The sequence below is a fragment of the Cryobacterium sp. M23 genome (assembly GCF_002929655.1).
Taxonomy (GTDB): Bacteria; Actinomycetota; Actinomycetes; order Actinomycetales; family Microbacteriaceae; genus Cryobacterium; species Cryobacterium sandaracinum.
The window spans coordinates 23,481-46,663 of the sequence record NZ_PJJV01000082.1 but is presented as its reverse complement, the minus strand read 5'-3'; the positions used below and the strand labels follow the sequence as shown (position 1 = coordinate 46,663).

General features: G+C 64.6%; 13 protein-coding genes. 4 read left to right on the top strand and 9 right to left on the bottom strand.

Going from position 1 to position 23,183, the window contains the following annotated elements:
* Positions 1-201: 201 nt before the first annotated feature.
* From CXY82_RS15670 to CXY82_RS15655, 4 genes are all read right to left on the bottom strand, one after another.
* Positions 202-1,431, bottom strand: a complete 1,230-nt coding sequence (locus tag CXY82_RS15670) for a type II secretion system F family protein (RefSeq protein WP_158252208.1) — start codon at positions 1,429-1,431, stop codon at positions 202-204.
* Complete coding sequence (locus tag CXY82_RS15665; RefSeq protein ID WP_104171741.1) at positions 1,431-2,849, bottom strand: type IV pilus twitching motility protein PilT; 1,419 nt, start codon at positions 2,847-2,849, stop codon at positions 1,431-1,433. Before CXY82_RS15665 ends, CXY82_RS15670 begins: the two co-directional genes overlap by 1 nt.
* Before the next feature lie 19 nt (positions 2,850-2,868).
* Complete coding sequence (locus CXY82_RS15660) at positions 2,869-4,539, bottom strand: GspE/PulE family protein (protein ID WP_104171740.1); 1,671 nt, start codon at positions 4,537-4,539, stop codon at positions 2,869-2,871.
* A 406-nt stretch (positions 4,540-4,945) separates the two neighbouring features.
* The gene (locus CXY82_RS15655; protein ID WP_104171739.1) at positions 4,946-5,368 is read right to left on the bottom strand and encodes a hypothetical protein; all 423 of its coding nucleotides are present in this window, start codon (positions 5,366-5,368) and stop codon (positions 4,946-4,948) included.
* A gap of 443 nt (positions 5,369-5,811) precedes the next feature.
* Between CXY82_RS15655 and CXY82_RS15650 the strand changes: the two genes are divergently transcribed.
* Entirely contained in the window at positions 5,812-7,296 is a 1,485-nt protein-coding gene (locus CXY82_RS15650) for a DUF222 domain-containing protein (RefSeq protein ID WP_158252207.1), read from the top strand.
* Between the two features lie 18 nt (positions 7,297-7,314).
* A complete protein-coding gene (locus CXY82_RS15645; RefSeq protein ID WP_104171737.1) occupies positions 7,315-9,714 on the top strand; it encodes a glycosyltransferase family 2 protein in 2,400 nt (799 codons plus the stop codon).
* A gap of 72 nt (positions 9,715-9,786) precedes the next feature.
* On the opposite strand, the gene CXY82_RS15640 is transcribed toward CXY82_RS15645, so the two are convergent.
* The 4 genes from CXY82_RS15640 to rpoB all read right to left on the bottom strand — a co-directional run bounded on the left by CXY82_RS15640 (position 9,787) and on the right by rpoB (position 21,054).
* Positions 9,787-12,681 carry a bifunctional diguanylate cyclase/phosphodiesterase gene (locus CXY82_RS15640; protein WP_104171736.1) on the bottom strand — a complete coding sequence of 965 codons (2,895 nt, stop codon included), beginning with the start codon at positions 12,679-12,681 and terminating at the stop codon, positions 9,787-9,789.
* An 84-nt stretch (positions 12,682-12,765) separates the two neighbouring features.
* Positions 12,766-13,422 carry a hypothetical protein gene (locus CXY82_RS15635; protein ID WP_146069152.1) on the bottom strand — a complete coding sequence of 219 codons (657 nt, stop codon included), beginning with the start codon at positions 13,420-13,422 and terminating at the stop codon, positions 12,766-12,768.
* Positions 13,423-13,602: 180 nt separating this feature from the next.
* Positions 13,603-17,514 carry a DNA-directed RNA polymerase subunit beta' gene (locus CXY82_RS15630; RefSeq protein ID WP_104100992.1) on the bottom strand — a complete coding sequence of 1,304 codons (3,912 nt, stop codon included), beginning with the start codon at positions 17,512-17,514 and terminating at the stop codon, positions 13,603-13,605.
* 45 nt (positions 17,515-17,559) lie between these two features.
* On the bottom strand, positions 17,560-21,054 hold the full coding sequence (gene rpoB / locus CXY82_RS15625) for a DNA-directed RNA polymerase subunit beta (RefSeq protein WP_104100993.1): 3,495 nt from the start codon (positions 21,052-21,054) through the stop codon (positions 17,560-17,562).
* 310 nt (positions 21,055-21,364) lie between these two features.
* Between rpoB and CXY82_RS15620 the strand changes: the two genes are divergently transcribed.
* Positions 21,365-22,234, top strand: coding sequence for a spermidine synthase (locus CXY82_RS15620; protein WP_104171734.1), 870 nt, complete (start codon positions 21,365-21,367; stop codon positions 22,232-22,234).
* 131 nt (positions 22,235-22,365) lie between these two features.
* Here the strand turns inward: CXY82_RS15620 and CXY82_RS17425 are convergent, their stop codons facing one another.
* Positions 22,366-22,542 (bottom strand): hypothetical protein, encoded by a 177-nt coding sequence (locus CXY82_RS17425; protein ID WP_158252206.1) that lies wholly within the window; start codon positions 22,540-22,542, stop codon positions 22,366-22,368.
* Here CXY82_RS17425 and CXY82_RS15615 point away from each other — a divergent pair, their 5' ends adjacent.
* The gene (locus tag CXY82_RS15615) at positions 22,543-23,106 is read left to right on the top strand and encodes a hypothetical protein (RefSeq protein ID WP_233194147.1); all 564 of its coding nucleotides are present in this window, start codon (positions 22,543-22,545) and stop codon (positions 23,104-23,106) included.
* Positions 23,107-23,183: the final 77 nt, after the last annotated feature.

Below are 23,183 nucleotides of genomic sequence, written 5' to 3'. Positions count from 1 at the left end.
GATCCATTCGATAGGAGGTCAGAGAACCGGCTTTCGGGAACCGATCAGGACTTTACTGTACTGGCAACAACTTGCGGCTAAGACCCACGTGAGGGGGTCATTTGCGTTCCACATGCCCCCAATGCTGGGGGCACAATATTCACTACCGCCGACGTGAGTCACGCACTGGCATTCGCGGGCAGTTCAGCGTTCGCAGGGCCGCTACTTGACTACGCTGGCGATGCTGAAAATCGGCATGTACAGCGCGACGACCATGCCGCCGATCACGACGCCGAGGAATGCGATCATGAGGGGCTCAATCATGGCCGTCAGCAGTTCCGTGGCCGCCTGCACCTCGTCGTCGTAGAAGTCCGCAATTTTGTCGAGCATGACCTCGAGCGAGCCGGCATCCTCGCCGACCGCGATCATCTGGGTCACCATCGGCGGGAAGACTGGCTGCTGCAGAAGCGGCGCAGAAATCGACCGCCCCTGTCGAACGGACTCCGCCACCTCGTTCAGCGCATTCTCGATCACCCAGTTACCCGAGGTTTCGCCGACGATCTTCAGTGCCTGCAGGATCGGCACACCGGCGCCGATCATATTGGAGAAGTTGCGGGCGAAGCGTGCAACTGCGATCTTCTTCAGAAGCGGGCCGAAGACAGGCAGCTTGAGCTTGAGCGGGTCGACGAATTTGCGAACTCGATCTGTGTTCTTGTTTTTCCTCCACCAGACACTGAAAGCGATGATGGCAACGGCAGAGATCGGGGCCACCCAGACCATGGAACGGGAGATGTAGACCAACAGCATCGTCGCAGCGGGGAGCCCACTCCCCAAACCCGAGAACATCTTCTCGAAGATCGGAACGATGAAGATCAACATGATCATGACGGCTACCAAAGACATGAGCAAGACCATCACGGGGTAGGTCAACGCCGATTTGATGGTGTTGCGGAGTTTGACCTCCTTCTCGAAGTTGGCCGCGATCGACTCAAGTGCCCCGTCGAGGAACCCGCCGATCTCGCCGGCACGAACCATGTTGATCATGATCGGGGGGAACGACTCGCTGTGTTTGGCCAGCGCGTCGGAGATAGATGTGCCGGTCTCCACGTCGTCGCGCACCTGCACCAGGAGTTTCGCGAGAGGTGCGCTTTCGGTTTGCTCCGCCAGAATGTTCAGCGCACGCAGCAGGGACAAGCCCGAGCCGATCATGGTTGCCATCTGCCGGCTCATAATGGCGAGGTCCTTCAGTCCGACGCCCTTGCTGAAACCGGGAATCGTGATTTCCCGACCGAGTCCCGAGCCCCCTGGTGCCGCGGCGATCGAGATGGGGGACAAACCCATCGTACTGAGGCGGGATGCAACGGCCGCCTCGCTGGAGGCATCCAACTTGCCCTTGATGATCTTTCCGGAGGCGTCACGACCCTTGTAGGCGAACGCCTGTACGGTGGCCATCAGTGTTTCTCACGCGAGTAGGAGTCACCGAAGTCGATGCCGCCGGAGGCTATCGCGCGTCCGATCTCATCACTTGGGGTCTCTGCGCGTTGGATCAGTTGGCCGATAGCGTCAGGCTCCTGCGCCTTTTCCAGCGCCGCTTCACGGGTGATCTGGCCTGCATCGACAAGCTCCGCCAGGTGCTGGTCCATCGTGTGCATGCCCAGTCCTCGACCGGCCTGCATCATCGAGGTGATCTGGTACGTCTTGCCCTCGCGGATCAGGTTGCCGATGGCGGGGGTCGTCACGAGCACTTCCGTTGCCACGACACGGCCGCTCCCGCTGGCCTTCTTCACCAGGGTCTGACAGACGACGCCCTGCAGGGTAGCGGCCAGCTGAGCGCGCACCTGACCCTGCTGATGGGGGGGGAAGACGTCGATCACGCGGTCGATTGTCTGGGCCGCCGACTGCGTGTGCAAAGTTGCGAAGACGAGGTGGCCGGTCTCGGCAGCGGTTAACGCAACCGAGATCGTCTCCAGGTCGCGGAGCTCGCCGATCAAGATCACGTCGGGGTCCTGGCGCAGAACGTGTTTCAACGCGTTTGCGAAGCTGTGGGTGTCGTGCCCGACTTCCCGCTGGTTGACCAGCGATTTCTGGTGCCTGTGGAGAAACTCGATCGGGTCTTCGACGGTCATGATGTGGTCCGCACGGGTGCGGTTCACGAGGTCGATGATCGCAGCGAGCGTCGTCGACTTGCCTGACCCCGTTGGCCCGGTCACGAGCACGAGTCCGCGAGCGAGCCCGGCGAATTTGCCAATGGAAGCCGGCACGCCGAGCTGCTCCAGCGGCTTGATCTCGCGGGGAATCAGACGAAAGGCTCCGCCGATGGAGTTGCGCTGCTGGTAGAAGTTGACACGGAAGCGCGCCCCGCCCGCGGTGTAGGCGAAGTCGAGTTCCTGTTCACGTTCGAACCGCTCACGCTGCTCGGGAAGCAGCAGGCTGTAGAGCGCCTTTGTGACCTTTTCCGGCATCCATCGTGGCGCGCCCTCAATGGGCCGAAGACCGCCGTCCACGCGGATGCTGGGCGGTGCCCCAGCCGTGACGTGAAGGTCGGATGCGTTGCGCAGAACGACCTCCTCGAGCGCCGCCACCAGGTCGGGGTCTGCATTGCCGAGGGCGGCACGCTCTTCAGGGGTGAGCCGTGCTTCCGCCCGGGCAACCTGAGGAGCGATGGCCGGGGGTTCAGCGGAGCGACGACGTCCTGGCGATGTGAGTTCATCGAGCGAATAGACCTTGGTTGTGGCCGTATCGGTCGTCGCGGCGTCGGCGAGCGGCGTTGCGAGCGGTGCGGCTTTGCGCCGGTCGGGATCGCCGAGGCTCCAGCTGCCCCCGGCAGCCCCAGGAGGCGTGACCGGAATTTCATAGATGGGCTGGCTCATGCAGATATCCCCTTTTGCACTATGCGACCACTCGCAAGATTTCTTCGATCGATGTCAAACCCATTTGGGCCTTGGCCCAGCCATCCTCGCGGAGGGTGATCATGCCCTGTTCGCGCGCCACCCGGCCGATTTCGGCGCTCGATGCTCGGGCGACGGCGAGCCGCTCGATCTCCTCGGTCACGGTCATCACCTCGTGCACGGCAATGCGCCCCCGGTAACCGGTCTTCGAACACTGCGTGCAGCCGACCGCCTCGAAGATCGTGGGTAGCGGGCGCTCCGGGTCGAACGCGAAGCGGAGGCGCGTCAGGTAGTCGGGGGTCAGAACGGATGGCGTCTTGCACTTGTCGCAGAGGCGCCGCGCCAGGCGCTGGGCGACCACGCAGTCCAGGGCGGAACCCACGAGGAACGGCTCAATGCCCATTTCCGTCAGCCGGGTGATGGCGCTCGGCGCGTCGTTGGTGTGCAAAGTAGAGAGCACGAGGTGGCCGGTCAGCGAGGCCTCGATAGCGATCTGCGCGGTCTCGTGGTCGCGGATCTCACCCAGCAGAACGACATCCGGGTCGCTTCGCAGGATGGAACGCAGCGCACTCGCGAAGGTGAGGCCTGCCTTCGGGTTCACCTGAACCTGGTTGATGCCCGCCATGCGGTACTCCACCGGGTCTTCGACCGTGATCACGTTGATCTCGGGGCGGGCGACCGCACCCAGGGTCGTATAGAGCGTGGTCGACTTGCCCGAACCAGTCGGACCGGTGATCAGGATCATGCCGTAAGGCTTGGAGTAGGAAGTCTTGTAGGCCTCGAAGTTGTGCTCGAGCAGGGCCAGCGCGCGCACGTCGAGAGTCGTGTTCGAGTTGTCGAGAATTCGCATGACGACCTTCTCGCCCCACACGGTGGGAAGAGTCGCGACGCGCAGGTCGATCTGGCGGCCGGCGTGGCGCACGGTCATGCGGCCGTCCTGGGGTTTGCGCCGCTCGGCGATGTCGATATCGCTCATGATTTTGAGCCTGGAGATAACACCGTTCTGGATGCTCTTGGGTGCGGTCTGCATCTCGTGCAGCACGCCGTCGATACGGTAGCGCACCCGCAGGCTGTGCTCGCCGGGTTCGATGTGGATGTCCGAGGCCAGGTCCTGGATGGCCTGGCTGACCAACAGGTTCACGAACCGCACGATTGGGGCATCGTCGTCGATGGAGTCCGAGACTCCGAACGAGGAGCTCTCGGTGGCGGCGTTCTCTTCCTCGAGTGTGGAGGTGAGGTCGCTGAGCTCGTCGTCGGCGCGGTGGTAGCGGGTGATAGCCGCGAGCAGGTCGCTGCGCTCGGCGACAACCTGGGTGACGCGCATCCGTGATGCTTCGCGCACGTCGTCGACGGCGAAGACGTTGCCGGGGTCGACCATGGCGAGGATGAGGCGGCCGTTGTCGACGGCGATCGGGAGCACTTCGTGGCGTTTGCAGACGGCCACCGGAACGAGAGCCACGGCGAGGCGATCGACCGGGTAGTCGATCAGCTCGACGAAGGGCAGGTTGGCTTGCTGGGCCCGAGCCTTGGCGAACTGTACCTCGGTGATGACGCCCTTGGCGACGAGGGCGCGGACGGCGCTCTCATCGGCGGGGTCGCCGGCCATGAGGTGGTCGAGCTCCTCGATCGGCAGCAGACCGTGCAGGATCAAGATTTCGGTGAGGCTGGCCACGCGATCCTCTCGAACAGGCTCGGTAAGTAAGTAACGGACAACGCTATCTCGGGGGCAGGGAATCCGGCCAGACCCACAATGAGGGGGACACGGTTCGAAAAAATGCCTCTGTTCAGTGATCCTAACGGGGCGGGGCTTCGACCCGACATCGACACGACATCGACACCTGCTCGAAACGGTCTGGACGCCCATCCAAAGGTTGTCGATGATGTTCTGTGTGTAGCCCAGCGGGCCGGCATTCGTGTACTTCGTGGCGAGCCAGATGCCGCCCCTCAGAAAGTGGGACTCACCGAAAGCGCCGTCTGCCGTGTCGTCTGGATGACGCACCGGCGGCCCTCCGATTGGGTGAAGCACTCCAGTCCGTTTGCGACGAGCCGGGCCTCCACCGCGGCGCTCTGTTCCGGGGTCACCCAGACCACGGTGGTGATGATCCCGGTGTCGGATCCCCGTACGGGCTCGCCCAGACGCAGGTCAGGTGGTCGAGAGCGTCGATCTGGACGCGCAGCTCGGCATCGTCGGCGCCGTGGGACACGCCGGCATCCGGGTCCTGGCTCCAGACGGGGTTCAGGGTCAGGTTGCCGAGCGCCTCGACCATGGCCGGGCTGTGGAGCTGCGTGCACGCGGTCGGACGTGGAACGCCCGGCGCCGCGGTCTGCCCGGGTGCGGATTGCGTCGGCTTGAGGGTTACCGGGGGCGTGGTGGTGGTCGGAGAACCTGTAGCGGTGGGTGCGTTGGTCGGGGCGGGCGTCACGGTGGCGGTTCCGGTGGTCTCGCCTGGGCCCGGGAAACCCTCACCGCTCCGCCAGACCACTGCCACCACGAGGATCACAAGGAGTGCGGCTCCGAGGACGGCCAGCCCGGTCCAGGCCCGGAGACCGGCTGCCGGCCGGCCCGACGTCGGGGCTCATGCCCGGTGGCGTTCTCGTTCTCGGCCGCATTCTCTGGCCTCATCGGCGCATCCTCCGAGGTTGTGCCCTCCACCATAGGCGGGGTCTCCATTGAGGCAACCGGCGGCCTTGGACGGCTTCGGAGCGGCCGGAGTTGTTCAGAGATATATTCGATTATTCTTGTAATTTATGTGAGTAACTCTCGACACTGGATGCGGGCTGGGGTATTCTCTTAACATGACCAACCTCGCGGAAGACCTCAGGCAGGCGGCCGATGCCGTGGCCCTGCTGGGCTCGTCATGCGCCGATCTCGCGGCCCTTCCCGACGCCGAGGTGTTGGCCGGTCAGAAGCGAATCGCTTCGATCCGCCGTCTCGTCGATACCTATGCCGCCTGGATGGCGGCGACCATCGCCGAGTGCCCGACCGGAGCTCGGGCACTCGGGCCTGGCGGCGCAGCAGGGGTACCTCTCGCCGGAGGCCCTGATCCAGAACTCGACCGGCTCGTCCAAGGGCGACGCGTACAAGCTGGTCGCAGTCGGCACGATGTTGGCGGATGCGGAGGCGGCCGACAGGCTCGTCGAGGCGGCGCTCTCCTCGCCCGACAGGGATGCCGCCGAGGTCGCCGAATTCGAGGCGAAGGTGCCGTGGCAGGCGCCGATCGCCCGGGCCGTCACCGCCGGAACCCTCTCCGTCGACGCGGCCGAGTCGATCCGCGCAGGGCTGGGCCAGATCGACGCCTCGGTCACCGCCGAGAAGCTCGCGGTGGCGCTGGCGGCGCTCCTGGCGGAGGCGTCGTCGCTGAATGCCGATCAGGTGTTCAAATGGGCGAGACGGATGCGCGACCAGCTTGACGAGGCCGGCATCGCCGCCCGGGAGAAGCAGGCCTACGACGACCGCTACCTGCGGGTCTACCGGCTGGGCAACGGCAACGTACGACTCAGCGGGCTGTTTGCCCCCGAAGACGGTGAGTTCGTGCTCTCCACGTTCGACTCGATCACGGGCCCGCGCCGCGGCGGGGTTCGATTCGTGGACGCGGAGCGGGCGGCCTGGGCAAAGAAGATGCAAGACGACCCCCGCACGACCGAACAGATCGCCGCTGACTCCCTCGTGCAGCTGCTCAAAATCGCCGGCGAGGCCGACCCGGGCCGGGTCTTCGGCGGGCGCCGCCCCTCGGTGCGCGTGATCGTGACCGAAAAGGCGCTCAAGCCGGAAGCAGACGCGCAGGAAGCAGACGCGCGGCAGCNCGACAACGGCCAGATCATCAACGTCGGCCGCGACGAACGACTCTTCACCGAGAAACAGCGCGCCGCAATGGCAGTCCGTGACGGCGGATGTCTCTGGGTCGACTGTGAGAAACCGCCAGCGTGGGCAGAAGCGCACCACATCAACGAGTGGCTCAAAAACAACGGGTATACGGACCTCGCGCCGACGGGGTACTCCTCTGTCATCCCCACCATCTGCTGCTGCACAACCAGCACTGGGCGATCAGCCGCACCGGAACTCAGCATTGGCTCCGGCCACCGGTCGAGGTCGATCCGGAGCAGACGCTGGTGGCGTTGCCGAGTAAGAGGTCGGGCCTGCAGTCCAGTCACACTTCTCGACGACGGACAATGCGTCAACGTCGGCCTCGCGCAGCGCCTCTTCACCGAGAAGCAACGCGCGGGAATCGTGGCCCGCTACGTCGGATGCCGCTGGCCCGGCTACGAACGCCCACCCGCCTGGACCGAAGCCCACCACCTCGACCAATGGCTCGCAGACGCCGGCGGCCCTGCCCGGCAGGAACGCCCTCCTGCAATCACCAAAACCCCCGGAAAACCGAAAATTCTGATGCTCACCGAATCTGAACCAGCACTGCTAGGTTTTCCCTAGGAACGACCAGGGGGCTGCATGATGATTGAAAATTGGCACTGGATGCTTGTCTATCCGGCCTTGATACTGGTCGTGATGGAAACGCTTTGGATCGGTTCCCGCCGGCGCCCCGGCTTCGGGCACAAGACCGCCATCGTGATCACCATTGTCGTGCGAATCATCTACCTCACGTGGCGCGTGTTGTTCACCATCCCGTCCGACGCCTGGTGGAACACTGCGACCGGCATTCTGCTGTTGACGGTCGAAGTACTCGGATTCGCACAATCGCTGGCGGTGTATGTCACCCTCTGGACACCATACGCCGGGCGCACTGTGCCGTTGCCGCCAGCAGACGAGCTCCCGCGGGTCGACGTGTTCATTGCCACCTACAACGAACCCGTGTCAATGCTCCGGATGACCATCGCCGGCGCCGTGGGCATGCGCTATCCGACCGACGGCGTTCGCGTTTTCGTCTGCGATGACGGCGCGCGTGAGGAAGTGCGCCAACTTGCCGAAGAGTACGGGGCCATCCATCTCATCCGGCCTGACCACGCTCACGCCAAAGCCGGCAACCTCAACAATGCGCTTGGGCGGAGCGACGGGGACCTGATCGTGACCCTGGACGCGGACATGGTTCCCCGGCCGGACTTCCTGGAGCGCACCGTCGGTCGTTTTCAGGACCCCGAGCTGGGCTTCGTCCAGGCGCCCCAGGCGTTCTACAACGAGGACCCGTTCCAGTACAACCTGTTCTCCGGTCAGGCTTTGCCGAACGAGCAGGACTTCTTCATGCGTACCCTGCAGGCCGGCAAATCACGCTTCAATGCGGTGATGTACGTGGGGAGCAACACGATGTTCCGCCGCTCGGCTTTGGAAAGCGTGGGCGGATTTGCCGTGGGTGTGATCACGGAGGATCTCGCCACGGGCCTCCTGATCCAGGGGGCCAAGTACCGGACCGAATTCGTGCCGGACATCATTGCGGCCGGGCTGGCCCCGGAGAACCTGGCCGACATGCTCAAGCAGCGTGACCGCTGGTGCCGCGGCAACATCCAGACGGCCCGCAAGTGGAACCCACTGACCCTGCCCGGACTCACACTCATGCAGAGGTGGCTCTATTCCGATGCGGTCGTCTACTGGTACTTCGGGGTTTTCAAGCTGATCTACATCATTACCCCGCTGCTCTTCCTCATCTTCGGGGTGGTCGCCCTGGACACGAGCGTGGAGGCCCTGCTTATCTTCTGGCTGCCCACCTATCTCTGCGTGATGCTGTGTTTCGCCATCATCGTCGGACGTCGCCGGAGCCATTCCTGGAGCAACATCTACGAATTGGCGTTGACCCCCGCCATCGCGCTCTCCGCGGCAGCTGAGACGCTGGGCCTGCGAGTCAAAGCCTTCAACGTCACCCCCAAGGGCGTTGGCCTGAAAGAACAGGTCTTCCACTGGCGAATCGCGCTCCCCCACCTGGTGCTTCTGACCCTGGCGGCCGTCGGCCTGGTGCGGGGAATCTTCCTCAGCCCGGAACTCGCCAACACGAGCGCACTGTACATCAACGTCTTCTGGTGCCTGTACTTCGTGGTCGGCCTGGTGCTGGCCGTCACTCTGTGCGTTGAGCGTCCACGCCTCCGGTCAGCCGAGCGCACGCCGATGAGTACACCGGTGACCGCAGCCTTCCAGAATTTTGGCGCTCACCCGGGTGAACTCGTCGACCTGAGCCTGATGGGGGCACGCATATCCATTCCCTGGTCGGAGCGGCTCGACCCGAAGGGCTTCGCCTCCAAGGCGTCGTCGGTCACCGCTCTTCAGATCCCTGAGGTCGGCGAACTGCCCGGAATAGGCAGCTGGATCGTGAACTCCTCGGACGGTGTGACGATCGGCTTCCGTTTCGATCCGCTCACCCCAGAGCAGACCGTGGACCTGGTACATGTGATCACCGAATCACCGAACTGGGTCCGGGGAGACGAGGAGGAGAAGGCCTACCTCGCCACTGCCGGCTGGCGTGCAGTACGTGGGGCCACAACGCCCACGCTTCCCTGGCGGCGCGCCCAGGTTCGGATGGCTACCAGCTCGTCGGCTGTTCTGCATCTCGTCACCCTCTTCGAGCGCGGCCCAGCTCTCGAACTCGCCCGGGAACGTGAGGCCGCGTTCGCCGTCGACCGCGTGCCCACCGCCGCGGCGGGAGGGCTGGCACTCGACGTCGTCGATCATCCGGAAGTGGAATCCCTGGATCGGGATCCCGGGGCGCTCACGGCAGCGGTCGAGGACATCGGCTTCGGCGGGTGCCGCCTATCGCTCCGCCACCGTCTAAAACCGGGAGCGCTCGTCATCGTCGAGATCCCCGGAAGCCTGGCACAGCCGGAGGTGGCCGAGGTGCGGTGGGTGAAACGACGCTGGGTGGGCTACGAGGCCGGCCTTCAATTCGACCGGGCGAACCCGACGGGATAAGGCCGAGCAGTGGCACTCTCATAGGGCGGCTGCGACATCACCCTCCGCCCCAGGCACCGCAGAGCGCCAGGGCTAGTGGGCGAACTGTACCTCGGGATGCACGGACGGCGTGGGCTTGGAGAACAGATAGCCCTGGCCGAAGCGGCAGCCCATGGATCTCAGCAGGTCCCGCTGGCTCGTCGTCTCGATGCCCTCGGCGACGACATCCAGGTTCAGGGAATCGGCCAGACGCAGGATTCCCTCCACGATCGCGCGATCATGATCGGAGCTCTCGACGTCGCGAATGAACGTCAGGTCGATCTTGAGCAAGTCAACCGTGAACGCGCGCAGGTGGGTGAAAGACGAATACCCCGTGCCGAAGTCGTCGATGGCCAGCCGCACGCCGAGGCTCCGCAGTTCCTGGAAGGTCCGGGCCGCGGAATCGATGGCGTCGAGCACCGCGCTCTCGGTCAGCTCCAGCCAGAGCTGTTCCGGCGGCAGACCCGACTCGGCGAGGGCCCGCTTGACGACGTCACCGAAGTCATCCTGCACGAATTGCCGCGCGGACACGTTGACGCTGACCGCCATCCCCTGAGCCAGCCCCGTGGCCGCCACGCACGCCTGGCCGAGCACCGTCGATCCGATTCCCTTGATCAGACCCACTTCCTCGGCGAGAGCAATGAAGTCACCCGGCATCACGAGCCCGCGCTCGGGCCTCCGCCAGCGTGCCAAAGCCTCGGTCGCCACCACCTTGTGGTCCTGCAGATCCACGATCGGCTGATACCAGGTTTCGATCTGGCCCAGTTCCACCGCGTCGCGCAGGGCCAACTCGCTGTCGAGCCGCTGATGGATGCGGTACCGCAGGTCGTCGTCGAAGACCTCGTAGCGGGCGCGCCCGCGGTCCTTCGCCAGGTACATGGCCTGATCCGCATTGCGCAGGAGCAGTTCGGCATCGTCGTGCCCGAGGCCGAAAGCAATCCCGATGCTGGCGTCGACGGATGCCGACTGGTCGCCGATCGTGATCGGCCGCGCGATGGCCGCCTGGATCGAATCGGCGATCCGGTGCACATCCTCGCTGCCACCGACATCCGGGCAGATCACGACGAACTCGTCGCCTCCGATCCGGGACACCGTGTCGCCGGCCCGGATGCTTTGCCGGAGGCGGATGGCAACCTCGTTCAGCACTGTGTCACCGGCGTGGTGCCCAAGGCTGTCATTGACGAACTTGAACCGGTCGAGGTCGATGAATAGCACCGCAACGCCGCGACCCTGGCGCGACGCCTGCAGAAGCGCCTGCTTCAACCGGTCGAGCAGGAGCAGACGGTTGGGCAGGTTCGTCAGCGGGTCGTGGAATGCCAGGTGCTCAACCCGCGCCTCGGCCAGGCGTCGGGCGGTGATGTCCTCCAGCTGGTACAGCAGTCCCCCGGCCTGGTCGCCCTCGAAGATCTCGGCGATGCTGACCTTGACCCAGGTTTCCTGATTGCCTTCGTGGCGCATCCGTCGGTCGATGCGTTGTCGGGTCGACGGACCTTCCAGGCCAGCGCTCTCCGACTCCTCATCGTCACCGTCCTCAGCCGGCATGAAGATCGTCTCGATATGGGCGCTGACCAGCGGGTTCTGGTGACCCGCCAGTTCCAGGAGCCGCCTGTTGGCGGCCACTACCTGTCCGTCGAGCGTCACGATAGCCGTTCCCAACGGCGAGGAAGCGAAGGCAGCCTCGAACCGGGCCGCGGCGGCCGTAGCCGCGTTCTCGGCCTCACGCTGCGCGGTGACATCGGTGACGCTGGCCAGGTGCCCGATGATGCCCTTCTCATCACGCATCGGGGCGGTGTTCACCTGCACCCAGTTGATGTGGCCCTCAGGGGTGCGGAACCGCAGGGTGGTTTCGTAGGGCTCGCCGGCTGCGGCGCTCGCTTCCCAACCGAGGAGCACCCGTTCCGCGTCGTCCGGATGGAGCGCGGTGGCCCAGCCGTCGCGGCGCGACTGACTCTTCGTGAGGCCGCTGAGTGCCAGCCACTGGTCGTTGGCGGACACGAGCCCGCCCGCGGCATCCATCTGCACGATTCCAACGGGTGCGATCTTGATGAGGGTGTGCAGCGTGTCGGCCGTCTCCGCGAGCTGGCGGGTTCGGTTCTCGACCGTCGCCTCCAACGTATGGTTGGCCTCAGCGAGAGCCTGCATCGCGGCATCACGCTGACGATCGAGGTCACGCAGCCGGCGGGCAGCGACCCACGCCAGCACGCAGCTGAGCACTGTCATGCCGAGGATCAGGATGGCGACGCCGAAGGCCGTGTCGTACCAGCCCTGGCGCTGTCCCCACAGCCGCAGCCAACCGAGGATGAACGGTCCCAGAACCAGGAATGGAATGACCTGGCGGAGGAGCCGACCCGCACTGCCACCGTCTCGGAAGAGTCCGATCAGACCGGCATCGGGGCGCTGAATCAACAGGGCCGTGGCGAGGATTCCGACGCCCAGGGCCGTCTGCCAGGCCATACTCGTGTAGCCGCCCAGCGAATACAGCGAGGAGACGCCATAGGCATAACCCAGGATCGCGACCAGGCTGACGCCCAGAGCCGCGAATGCGAAGCCGAGCATCACGGCGGATCGAGCGGCCCGGCTGGCGATGACGGACGCACCGAGGAGGACCAGCGCCACCGACGTGGACGGCGCCATCCGCTCCGACCGCCCGCCGAAGTCGATTCCCGGCAGAAGCACATCGATGCCGAGTGATCGGCCGACGACGAACTCCGCGATCGTGAGGGCGCCAATCATCAGTGCCAGCAGACCCAGGGTCAGGGTCAGCCTGCGACGATCGACGGCCAGCACGGCAACCGCCACCAGCACGAGCCCCAGGGCTGCCATCGGCTTCATCGCCAGCAGGTCGCGGAGCACGGGCGGCAGGGCGCCCGCTCCGACGTACCAACTGACCAGCACCAGGAGACCCATGGCACCGACTAGCGCCCCACCGAGCTGCCCGACCAACCGCATACTGTTCCTCTGCTTCCGAAAAGCAGGTTTGCCGGTCGTTGCTTCTACCCTACTTTGTGCGCGGATTGCGGATCTCCCGGGCGACTACTCGTCGGCCCACACGTTGGCGATGATGTCGTGCGTGTAGCCGTCCGGTCCGGTATTGACATATCTGGTGGCCAGCCAGATGTCGTCGCGAAGAAAGTGCGACTCACCGACGAGTTCACCGTCCTTCGTTGTCTCGATGAGGCAACGCATTCCACCGAGTTCCTCGTAGCAGTTCATACCTGCGGCGGTCAGCCGGTTTTGAATCTGGGTCGACTGTTCCGGGGTCACCCACACCAGCTCCGTGGTGAGTCCCAGGCCGGACCCGCCGTTGGCGTTCGCCCACACGCAGGTGAGGCGCTCCCCGGCAGCGTCGATCAGGGCGATCAACTCCGGGTCCCCGGACCCGCGGTTGACGTCCGAGCTCTCCTCAGCGACCCAGGCCGGGTTGAGCACCAGGTCACCGAAAGCGGCCACGATCGCCGGGCTGTAGAGCTCATCACAGGTCGACGGATGCGGCCCATCCGTCGTGGCCGTTGGAGCAGGCACACTCGCGAGGGCCAGGGGAGCAGGGGACGAGTGCGGCTGCGGCCGCCCGACCGCCTCTCCCTCCGGCGCGCCCGCGCCGCCCCGCCAGACAATGAGCAGGACAATGAGGGCGATGACCAGCAGGGAGCCGACGGCGCCGAGGAGCACCCACATCCGTCGATGCGTCATTGCCGAAGCGGACACCGGACCTGCACCCATGCGATACCCCCAGAAAGATTCTGGATCAGCCTATCGCGGGTCTCGGCAGGGTCGGGTCTCGACAGGCTCGACCAGCGGGGGCGAACGGGCTTAACGGAGGACGGCCCCCTGCCGAGGCAGGAGGCCGTCCATGGAACCTATCGCTAGTGACTAGTTGTAGGTGCCGGGGGTGAAGTCATCCGACGAAAAGCTGTCGAAGTCGACGAAGCTCAGGTCACCCTCGTTGAACGCTGCATCATCGGTGAAGATGCGGTTCGGGTAACGCTCAGCCTTGGCTTCATCCGTTGCCTCGACGGTGACGTCGCGGTAGCGGGGAAGACCGGTGCCGGCCGGGATCAACTTACCGATGATCACGTTCTCCTTGAGGCCCATCAGCGGGTCGCTCTTGCCTTCCATGGCCGCCTGGGTCAGAACCCGGGTGGTCTCCTGGAAGGAAGCGGCCGACAGCCAGGACTCGGTCGCCAACGAAGCCTTGGTGATACCCATGACTTCTTGACGAGCCGACGCCGTCTTCTTGCCCTCGGTGAGCGCGGTGCGGTTGAGGTCGTTGTACTTCAACCGGTCAACGAGCTCGCCGGGGAGCAGGCCGGTGTCGCCGTGCTCGACGACGGTCACCTTGCGCAGCATCTGGCGAACGATGACCTCGATGTGCTTGTCGTGAATCGGCACACCCTGCGACCGGTAGACATCCTGCACGCCACCGACGATGTGCTTCTGCACGGCGCGAACACCCTTGACGCGAAGAACTTCCTTCGGGTCGACGGCGCCGATGATGATCTGCGTGCCGAGCTCGACATGCTGGCCATCCTCGACGAGGAGAGTGGAGCGCTTGAGCACCGGGTAGGCAATCGGCTCATCGCCGTTGTCGGGGGTCAGGATGACCTTCCGGCTGCGGTCGGTGTCCTCGATGGTGATGCGACCGGCGGTGTCGACGATCGGCGACGCACCCTTGGGGGTACGGGCCTCAAACAGTTCCTGCACACGAGGCAGACCCTGGGTGATGTCGTCGGCGGATGCCGATCCACCGGTGTGGAAGGTACGCATCGTGAGCTGGGTACCCGGTTCACCGATGGACTGTGCGGCGATGATACCGACGGCCTCACCGATGTCGACGAGTAGCCCGGTGGCGAGCGAGCGGCCGTAGCAGACCGCACACACTCCGACGGCCGACTCACAGGTCAGCACCGAGCGCACCTTGATGGTCTCGACACCGGCCTCGACCAGCTTGTCGATGAGCACGTCACCCACGTCGTCGCCGGCGTCAGCCACGATCTCACCCTTGGCGTTGACCGCCGGGGTGGCCAGGCTGCGAGCGTAGACCGCGTTCTCCACGTTGGGGTGGCGGACGAGATCGCCCATCGGGTTGACCTCGGCGATCGGCAGTTCCAGACCCTTGGTCGTGCCGCAGTCGTCTTCGCGGATGATGACATCCTGCGAGACGTCCACGAGACGACGCGTGAGGTACCCGGAGTCGGCGGTACGCAGAGCCGTGTCGGCCAGACCCTTACGAGCACCGTGAGTAGCAATGAAGTACTCGGCGACGGACAGGCCTTCGCGGTAGCTCGAGATGATCGGGCGAGGAATGATCTCACCCTTCGGGTTGTTGACCAGGCCTCGCATACCGGCGATGTTCCGCACCTGCAGCCAGTTACCACGGGCACCGGAGGTGACCATGCGGTTGATGGTGTTGTCGGCCGGGAAGTTCTCCTGCATGGCCGCGGCAACGTCTTCGGTTGCCTTGGTCCAGATCTGGATGAGCTCCTGGCGACGCTCGAGGTCGGTCGTGAGACCCTTCTCGAACTGCGACTGCACCTTGGCGGCCTGCTTCTCATAGCCGGCAACGATCTGCGGCTTGTTCGGCGGGGTCAGGATGTCGCTGAGCGCCACGGTCACACCGGACCGGGTGGCCCAGTAGAAACCGGCGTCCTTGACGCGGTCAAGCGTCGCGGCGACTTCCACCTTCGGGTACCGTTCGGCGAGGTCGTTGACGATCGCCGAGAGGCTGCCCTTGTCGGCGACCTTTTCGAAGTACGGGTAGTCAACCGGCATGGCCTCGTTGAAGATCGCGCGGCCGAGCGTGGTGGTCACCAACACGGTTCCGACGGCCTGGCCGTTGACGAGTTCGACGCCTTCGGGCTGCGTGCCCTCTTCGAAGTACTTGTCGGCCAGACGGATGCGCACCTTGGCGTTCAGGTCGAGGCCCTGGTTCGCGTCCTTCTTCTGGTCGAAAGCGAGAATCGCCTCCGCGATCGAGGAGAACGCCCGGCCCTCGCCGATGACGCCTTCCTTGAGCGTGGTCAGGTGGTGCAGACCGATGATCATGTCCTGGGTGGGCAGGGTCACCGGGCGACCGTCAGACGGCTTCAGAATGTTGTTCGAGGCGAGCATCAGGATGCGCGCTTCGGCCTGGGCTTCCATCGACAGCGGCAGGTGAACTGCCATCTGGTCACCGTCGAAGTCGGCGTTGAACGCGGCACAGACGAGAGGGTGCAGCTGGATCGCCTTACCCTCCACGAGCTGAGGCTCGAACGCCTGGATGCCGAGGCGGTGAAGCGTCGGTGCCCGGTTCAGCAGCACGGGGCGCTCGCGGATGATCTCCTCGAGCACGTCCCAGACCTGCGGGCGTGAACGTTCGACCATGCGCTTGGCGGCCTTGATGTTCTGAGCGTGGCTCAGGTCGATCAGGCGCTTGATCACGAACGGCTTGAACAGCTCGAGTGCCATCTGCTTGGGCAGACCACACTGGTGCAGCTTGAGCTGCGGGCCGACGACGATGACCGAACGGCCGGAGTAGTCGACGCGCTTGCCGAGCAGGTTCTGACGGAAACGACCCTGCTTGCCCTTGAGCATGTCGCTCAGTGACTTGAGGGCGCGGTTACCGGTACCCGTGACGGGGCGGCCACGACGACCGTTGTCGAAGAGCGCGTCAACGGCCTCCTGCAGCATCCGCTTCTCGTTGTTCACAATGATCTCGGGGGCACCGAGGTCAAGCAGACGACGCAGGCGGTTGTTGCGGTTGATCACGCGACGGTAGAGGTCGTTGAGGTCGGAGGTCGCGAAGCGGCCACCGTCGAGCTGCACCATCGGGCGCAGTTCGGGCGGAATCACGGGGACGACGTCGAGCACCATCGCGGCCGGCGAGTTGCCGGTGATAATGAACGCGTTGACCACGCGGAGGCGTTTGATCGCACGGATCTTCTTCTGTCCCTTGCCCTCGGCGATCTGCAGGTGCAGGTTTTCGCTCTCGGTGACCAGGTCGAAGGCCAGCAGGCGCTTCTTGATGGCTTCGGCGCCCATGTAGGCCTCGAAGTACATGCCGAAACGGTCCTGCAGCTCGTGGAAGACGGAGTCTTCGGGCTTTAGGTCGCCGACCTTGAGGGTGCGGAAGTCTTCCCACACGCGCTCGAGGTGAGCGATCTGCTCGTCGAGAGACTTGCGGACCTGGCTCATCTCCTTTTCGGCGGCGTCCTTGGTGCGCTTCTTCTGGTCGCTCTTGGCGCCTTCGGCCTCCAGTGCTGCGAGGTCGGTTTCCAGGCGCTGCAGACGGTCGGCGATGCGCGAATCGCGCTGGCCCTCGATGGTCTTGATCTCGAGGCGGAGCTCGTTCTCAAGGCCGGGCATGTCCTGGTGGCGGCCGTCTTCGTCAACCGTGATGACCATGTACGCGGCGAAGTAGATGACCTTTTCGAGGTCCTTCGGAGCCATGTCCAGCAGGTAGCCGAGACGCGAGGGGACACCCTTGAAGTACCAGATGTGGGTGACCGGGGCGGCGAGCTCGATGTGGCCCATGCGCTCACGGCGCACCGACGACTTCGTGACCTCGACGCCGCAGCGCTCGCAGACGATGCCTTTGAAGCGCACTCGCTTGTACTTGCCGCATGAGCATTCCCAGTCCCTGGACGGGCCGAAGATCTGCTCGCCGAAGAGGCCGTCTTTTTCCGGCTTGAGCGTGCGGTAGTTGATTGTTTCGGGCTTCTTGACCTCACCGTGAGACCAGCGACGGATGTCGTCGGCGGTCGCAAGGCCAATGCGAAGCTCGTCAAATGTGGTTACGTCGAGCAATTTCTCTCCTTGGAAAGTATTCGAAGTGTTCGTCATCGGCCGGGCCTAGATGTCGTCGATCGAGGACGACTCAAACCGGGTGGAAATGTTGATGCCGAGCTCCTCCGCAGCGCGGAACACCTCGTCATCCGTGTCGCGCAGGCTGACGGCGGTACCGTCGCTCGACAGCACCTCGACGTTCAGGCACAGCGACTGCATTTCCTTGATCAGAACCTTGAAGCTCTCGGGGATACCCGGCTCCTGAATGTTCTCGCCCTTGACGATGGCCTCGTAGACCTTCACCCGGCCGAGGATGTCATCGCTCTTGATGGTCAGGAGTTCCTGCAGGGCATAAGCGGCTCCGTATGCTTCGAGCGCCCACACCTCCATCTCACCGAAACGCTGTCCGCCGAACTGCGCCTTACCACCCAGCGGCTGCTGCGTGATCATGGAGTAGGGGCCGGTGGAACGGGCGTGGATCTTGTCATCGACAAGGTGGTGCAGCTTCAGGATGTACATGTAGCCCACGGAAACCGGGTTGGGGAACGGCTCGCCGGAGCGGCCGTCGAACAACTGGGTCTTACCGGTGCGGTCGATCAGGCGGTCGCCGTCACGAGTCGGGGTCGTCGAGTCGAGGAGACCCTCGATCTCGACCTCAAGCGCGCCGTCGAATACCGGGGTCGCGACCTTGGTGTTCGGAGCTGCGCTGTGCGCGGCCTCGGGCAGACGGCCGGCCCACTTGGGCTTGCCTTCCACCTGCCAGCCCTGCTTGGCGATCCAGCCCAGGTGGGTTTCCAGGACCTGACCGAAGTTCATGCGGCCCGGGATGCCCAGCGGGTTGAGGATGATATCGACCGGGGTTCCGTCGGCGAGGAACGGCATGTCCTCGATCGGCAGGATGCGGGAGATGACACCCTTGTTGCCGTGACGGCCGGCGAGCTTGTCACCCTCGGTGATCTTGCGCTTCTGCGCGATGAAGACCGCGACGCGCTGGTTGACGCCCGAGCCGAGCTCGTCGTCGCCGTCCTGCGAGTCAAAGACCTTGACACCGATGATGGTGCCGCGCTCACCGTGGGGAACCTTGAGGCTCGTGTCGCGAACTTCGCGGCTCTTCTCGTTGAAGATGGCACGCAGCAGGCGCTCCTCGGCGGACAGCTCGGTCTCGCCCTTGGGCGTGACCTTGCCGACGAGGATGTCGCCGGGGCGAACCTCGGCACCGATCCGGATGATGCCGCGTTCGTCGAGGTCGGCGAGCAGATCAGGCGACACGTTGGGCAGGTCGCGAGTGATCTCTTCCTTGCCCAGCTTGGTGTCGCGAGCGTCAACCTCGTATTCCTCGATGTGAATCGACGAGAGGGTGTCGTCCTTGACCAGGTTCTGGCTCAGGATGATCGCGTCCTCGAAGTTGTAGCCTTCCCACGGCATGAACGCGACGAGCAGGTTCTTGCCGAGAGCGAGTTCTCCGTTTTCGGTGGCGGGGCCATCGGCGATGACTTCGCCGACTTCGATCCGCTCGCCGGCCTGCACGATGACGCGGTGGTTGTAGCTCGTGCCCTGGTTGGAGCGCGCGAACTTGCGCAGGTAGTACTCCTGCGTGCCACCCTCGTCGAGCTGGATGGTGACGACATCGGCCGAAACCTCCATCACCACGCCGGCCTTGTCGGCGGTGAGCACGTCACCGGCGTCGATGGCCGCAAAGACCTCCATGCCGGTACCGACGAGCGGGCTCTCGCTCATCAGGAGCGGGACGGCCTGACGCTGCATGTTGGCACCCATGAGGGCGCGGTTCGCATCGTCGTGCTCGAGGAACGGGATGAGCGAGGTGGCGACGGACACCATCTGGCGAGGCGAAACATCCATGTAGCCAATGTCTTCCGCGGGGAAGAGGTCGACCTCTCCACCCTTCTTGCGGGCGAGAACACGGGCGTCGGCGAAGTGCCAGTCCTTGGTGAGCGGGGCGTTCGCCTGGGCGACGATGAACTCGTCTTCTTCGCTGGCGGTGAGGTAGTCGATCTGGTCGTTCATGACTTTGCCATCGACGACGCGGCGGTACGGGGTCTCAATGAAACCGAAGGCGTTGATCCGCGCGAACGAGGCGAGCGAACCGATCAGGCCGATGTTCGGGCCTTCCGGGGTTTCGATGGGGCACATGCGGCCGTAGTGCGAGGGGTGAACGTCTCGCACCTCGACGCCGGCACGGTCACGGGACAGACCACCCGGACCCAGCGCGGACAGGCGACGCTTGTGCGTCAGTCCGGCGAGCGGGTTGTTCTGGTCCATGAACTGCGACAGCTGGCTGGTACCGAAGAACTCCTTGATCGCGGCGACGACGGGGCGCACGTTGATCAGGGTCTGCGGGGTGATCGCTTCGATGTCCTGCGTGGTCATGCGCTCGCGAACGACGCGCTCCATGCGGGACAGGCCGGTGCGCACCTGGTTCTGGATGAGCTCGCCGACGGCACGGATGCGACGGTTGCCGAAGTGGTCGATGTCGTCGATGTCGATGCGGATGTCGGTCTGCTTGCCGTCGCGGACTCCGGCGATCGTGGTCTGGTTGTCGTGCAGCGCAACCAGGTACTTGATCGTGGCCAGGATGTCCTTGAGCGTCAGCACGGAGTCGCTGAGCGGCGCTTCGAGTCCGAGCTTGCGGTTGATCTTGTAACGACCGACCTTGGCCAGGTCGTAGCGCTTGGAGTTGAAGAAGAAGTTGTCGAGGAGCGCACGCGCGGCCTCGGCGGCAACCTGCTCGCCCGGACGCAGTTTGCGGTAGATGTCCTTGAGGGCTTCTTCCTTGGTGAGGATGTTGTCCTTCTCCAGGGTGAGCTCGATCGACGCAAAGCCCTTGAACTCCTCGAGGATCTCTTCGCTCGTGAGGCCGAGGGCCTTGAGGAAGACGGTGACGGACTGCTTGCGCTTGCGGTCGATGCGAACGCCGACCTGGTCGCGCTTGTCGATCTCGAATTCGAGCCAGGCACCGCGGCTCGGGATGACGCGAGCGGAGTAGATGTCCTTGTCGGACGTCTTCTCCTGCTGGCGGTCGAAGTAAACGCCCGGGGAGCGGACCAGCTGTGATACGACGACACGCTCCGTGCCGTTGATCACGAAGGTGCCCTTGGGGGTCATCAGCGGGAAGTCACCCATGAACACGGTCTGGGTCTTGATCTCACCGGTGAGGTGGTTCATGAACTCAGCGTTCACATAGAGAGGTGCGGAGTAGGTCTTACCCTTTTCCTTGCACTCGTCAATGGTGTACTTCTCCGGCTCGAGCTCCGGGTTGGTGAACGACAGCTGCATCGTTTCGCCGAGGTCCTCGATGGGTGAGATCTCTTCAAAGATCTCGTCGAGCCCGGTGCGAGTCGGCAGGTCCTGTCGACCGGCCGCCTGGCCTTCTGCGACACGCTGTTTCCAGTTGTCGTTACCGACGAGCCAATCGAAGCTCTCGGTCTGCAAAGCAAGCAGATCCGGAACAGTCAGATTGTCGGTGATCTTCGCGAACGAAAGACGGCCAGCGGCGCGTCCGTTCTTGGGTGAGTTGGTGGTTGCGTTGCGCGCAGCAGCCAAGGAAATAACCTCCGTGGACCCCGTCAGGTCTAGTCACTGTTAGTAAGGAATACCGAGTACGAACTCCTCAGACCCTCGAGTTCTGAAATTCCGGTGTTCTGAAATCCTGGAACGAGGTATGCGTCAAGGTGGCTTGAGCACGCAAAGCCGACCGCAATATGAAGGCAGAGTTTAGTCTGGGAGCGCAAAGAATAACTATATGCCGGTTAGCTCACCATGTCCACTCAATTCTTGACGTGCCATAAATTCTCAGGTATAACCCGGTTTCGGGCCGCTCCGGTTCAGACTGCGGAGGGCGCAGACTTGAGGGATGAGCAGGCCTGTAGCGCAACATCCGTCGATCACCTTGAAACTGAGCGGCCACCATGCTGTCATCGAGCCCGACCGATTCACCCCGGGCAGCTTCAACCTGATCGTGGACGGCACGCCGCAGTCGAACGTGAACCTGGACGATCCGGGCGAGCTGTTCTTCGAATACGTGCAGCGGATCGGTCACGTGATCGACCTGATCGGCGAGGTGGGCGAGCCGATCACCGCCGTGCACCTCGGCGCCGGCGCGCTGACCCTCCCCCGATACGTGGAGGCGACCCGGCCGGGCTCCCGCCAGCAGGTCGTGGAGCTGGAGAGCGACCTGATCGATTTTGTTCGCGGCGAGCTGCCCTGGGACAAGCGGGCGCAGCTGCGCGTGCGGCACGGTGATGCCCGCGAGGTGCTGGCCAAGCTGCCGGCCGGGCTGCACGGCGCGGTGGACCTCGTCGTCGTCGACATCTTCTCCGGGGCCCGCACCCCGGCCCACGTGACCAGCCGCGAGTTCTACGAGTTGGCCGCTCCCCTTCTGTCGCCGCGCGGGGTGCTCGTCGTGAACGTCGCCGACGGGCCCGGTCTGCCCTTCGCCCGCTCACAGGCCGCGACGCTGTCAGCCGTCTTCGGACACGTGCTCGCCCTCGCGGAGACCCAGGTGCTCAAGGGGCGCCGGTTCGGCAATATCGTCTTCGTTGCCGCGCACACCCCCATCGACACGAGCTGGGTGTCGCGGCTGCTGGCGGGCGGGCCGCATCCGTCGAAAGTGGTCGAGGGTGCTGAGCTCACGCACTTCATGGCGACCGCGATGGTGACGACGGATGTGACGGCCACCCCGTCCCCGCTGCCCGGCCGCACGGTGTTCCAACTCGGCAGCTGAGCCGCGGTTACGCCGGGGGCCGCGCGGCGGGGGTCACGCGCCGGGTGTCGCGCGCCGGGTGATGTGTGGCCAACTCAGGAGATCCGGGGCCAAGGTGCTGCGGGCATCCGTGTTCATGCGGCTTTATGTACTCACGCGCTGGGATCTCCTGAGTTGGCCACGTGTGCGGCTCGCGGCGGGGCGACGAGGGCGACGGATGCCGGCAGCTCGGGGCAGATGGCGGCGGATGCCGGTGGATCGGGCCGGATCGGGGACCGGCCCGGCCCGGCCCGGCTACGCTGGTTGGGTCCAAGTTTACTCCGCGGCATGTGCCGCCTTCGCCTCAGGACCACACCCTGCCCATCATCATTGGCTACGACGCCGTCACCCTGCGTGAGAAAGTCGACCTCTCTGCTGCTGAGCTGCGCCTCGAAGAACTCGGCGAGCTTCGCAGTCTGTCCGCCCTCAACGAGAAGGTCGTGCTCTTGCGGCTGACCGGACGCCTGGACGAGGCCTGGGACATGGCGAACACTGCGCTGCGCCAGTCCCGGTTCACCGGGTCGCGGGAAGAACTCGCGTTCAGTCGCATCCGTCGCGCCCAGGTGCAGCAGTATCGAGGCAAGCTCGACGAGGCGGTGACCGAGCTGACCCATTGTGTGCTCGAGTCCGAGACGCACGAGTGGGGCGCCGTCGCGGCGTTCGCCCGGGAAAGCCGCGGCAAGGTTCACTTCGAACAGGGCGACCTCGACGCCGCCCTGGCAGACTTCACGGCCTCGGTGACGCTGCGGGAGCAGGCCGGCGCCACGCCCGCCCTCCTCGAGAGCGCGCTCGTAGCCGTTGCGGTCGTCGAGTCCTTCATTGCCGAGCGGCGACAGACCCGCCTGCAGCAGTAGCAACTCGGTGCCGCGGGGTGCCGGCCGGCCTGCGATTGACCGGCTGGCTGCATCCGGACATCGATTTGCAGGAGTTA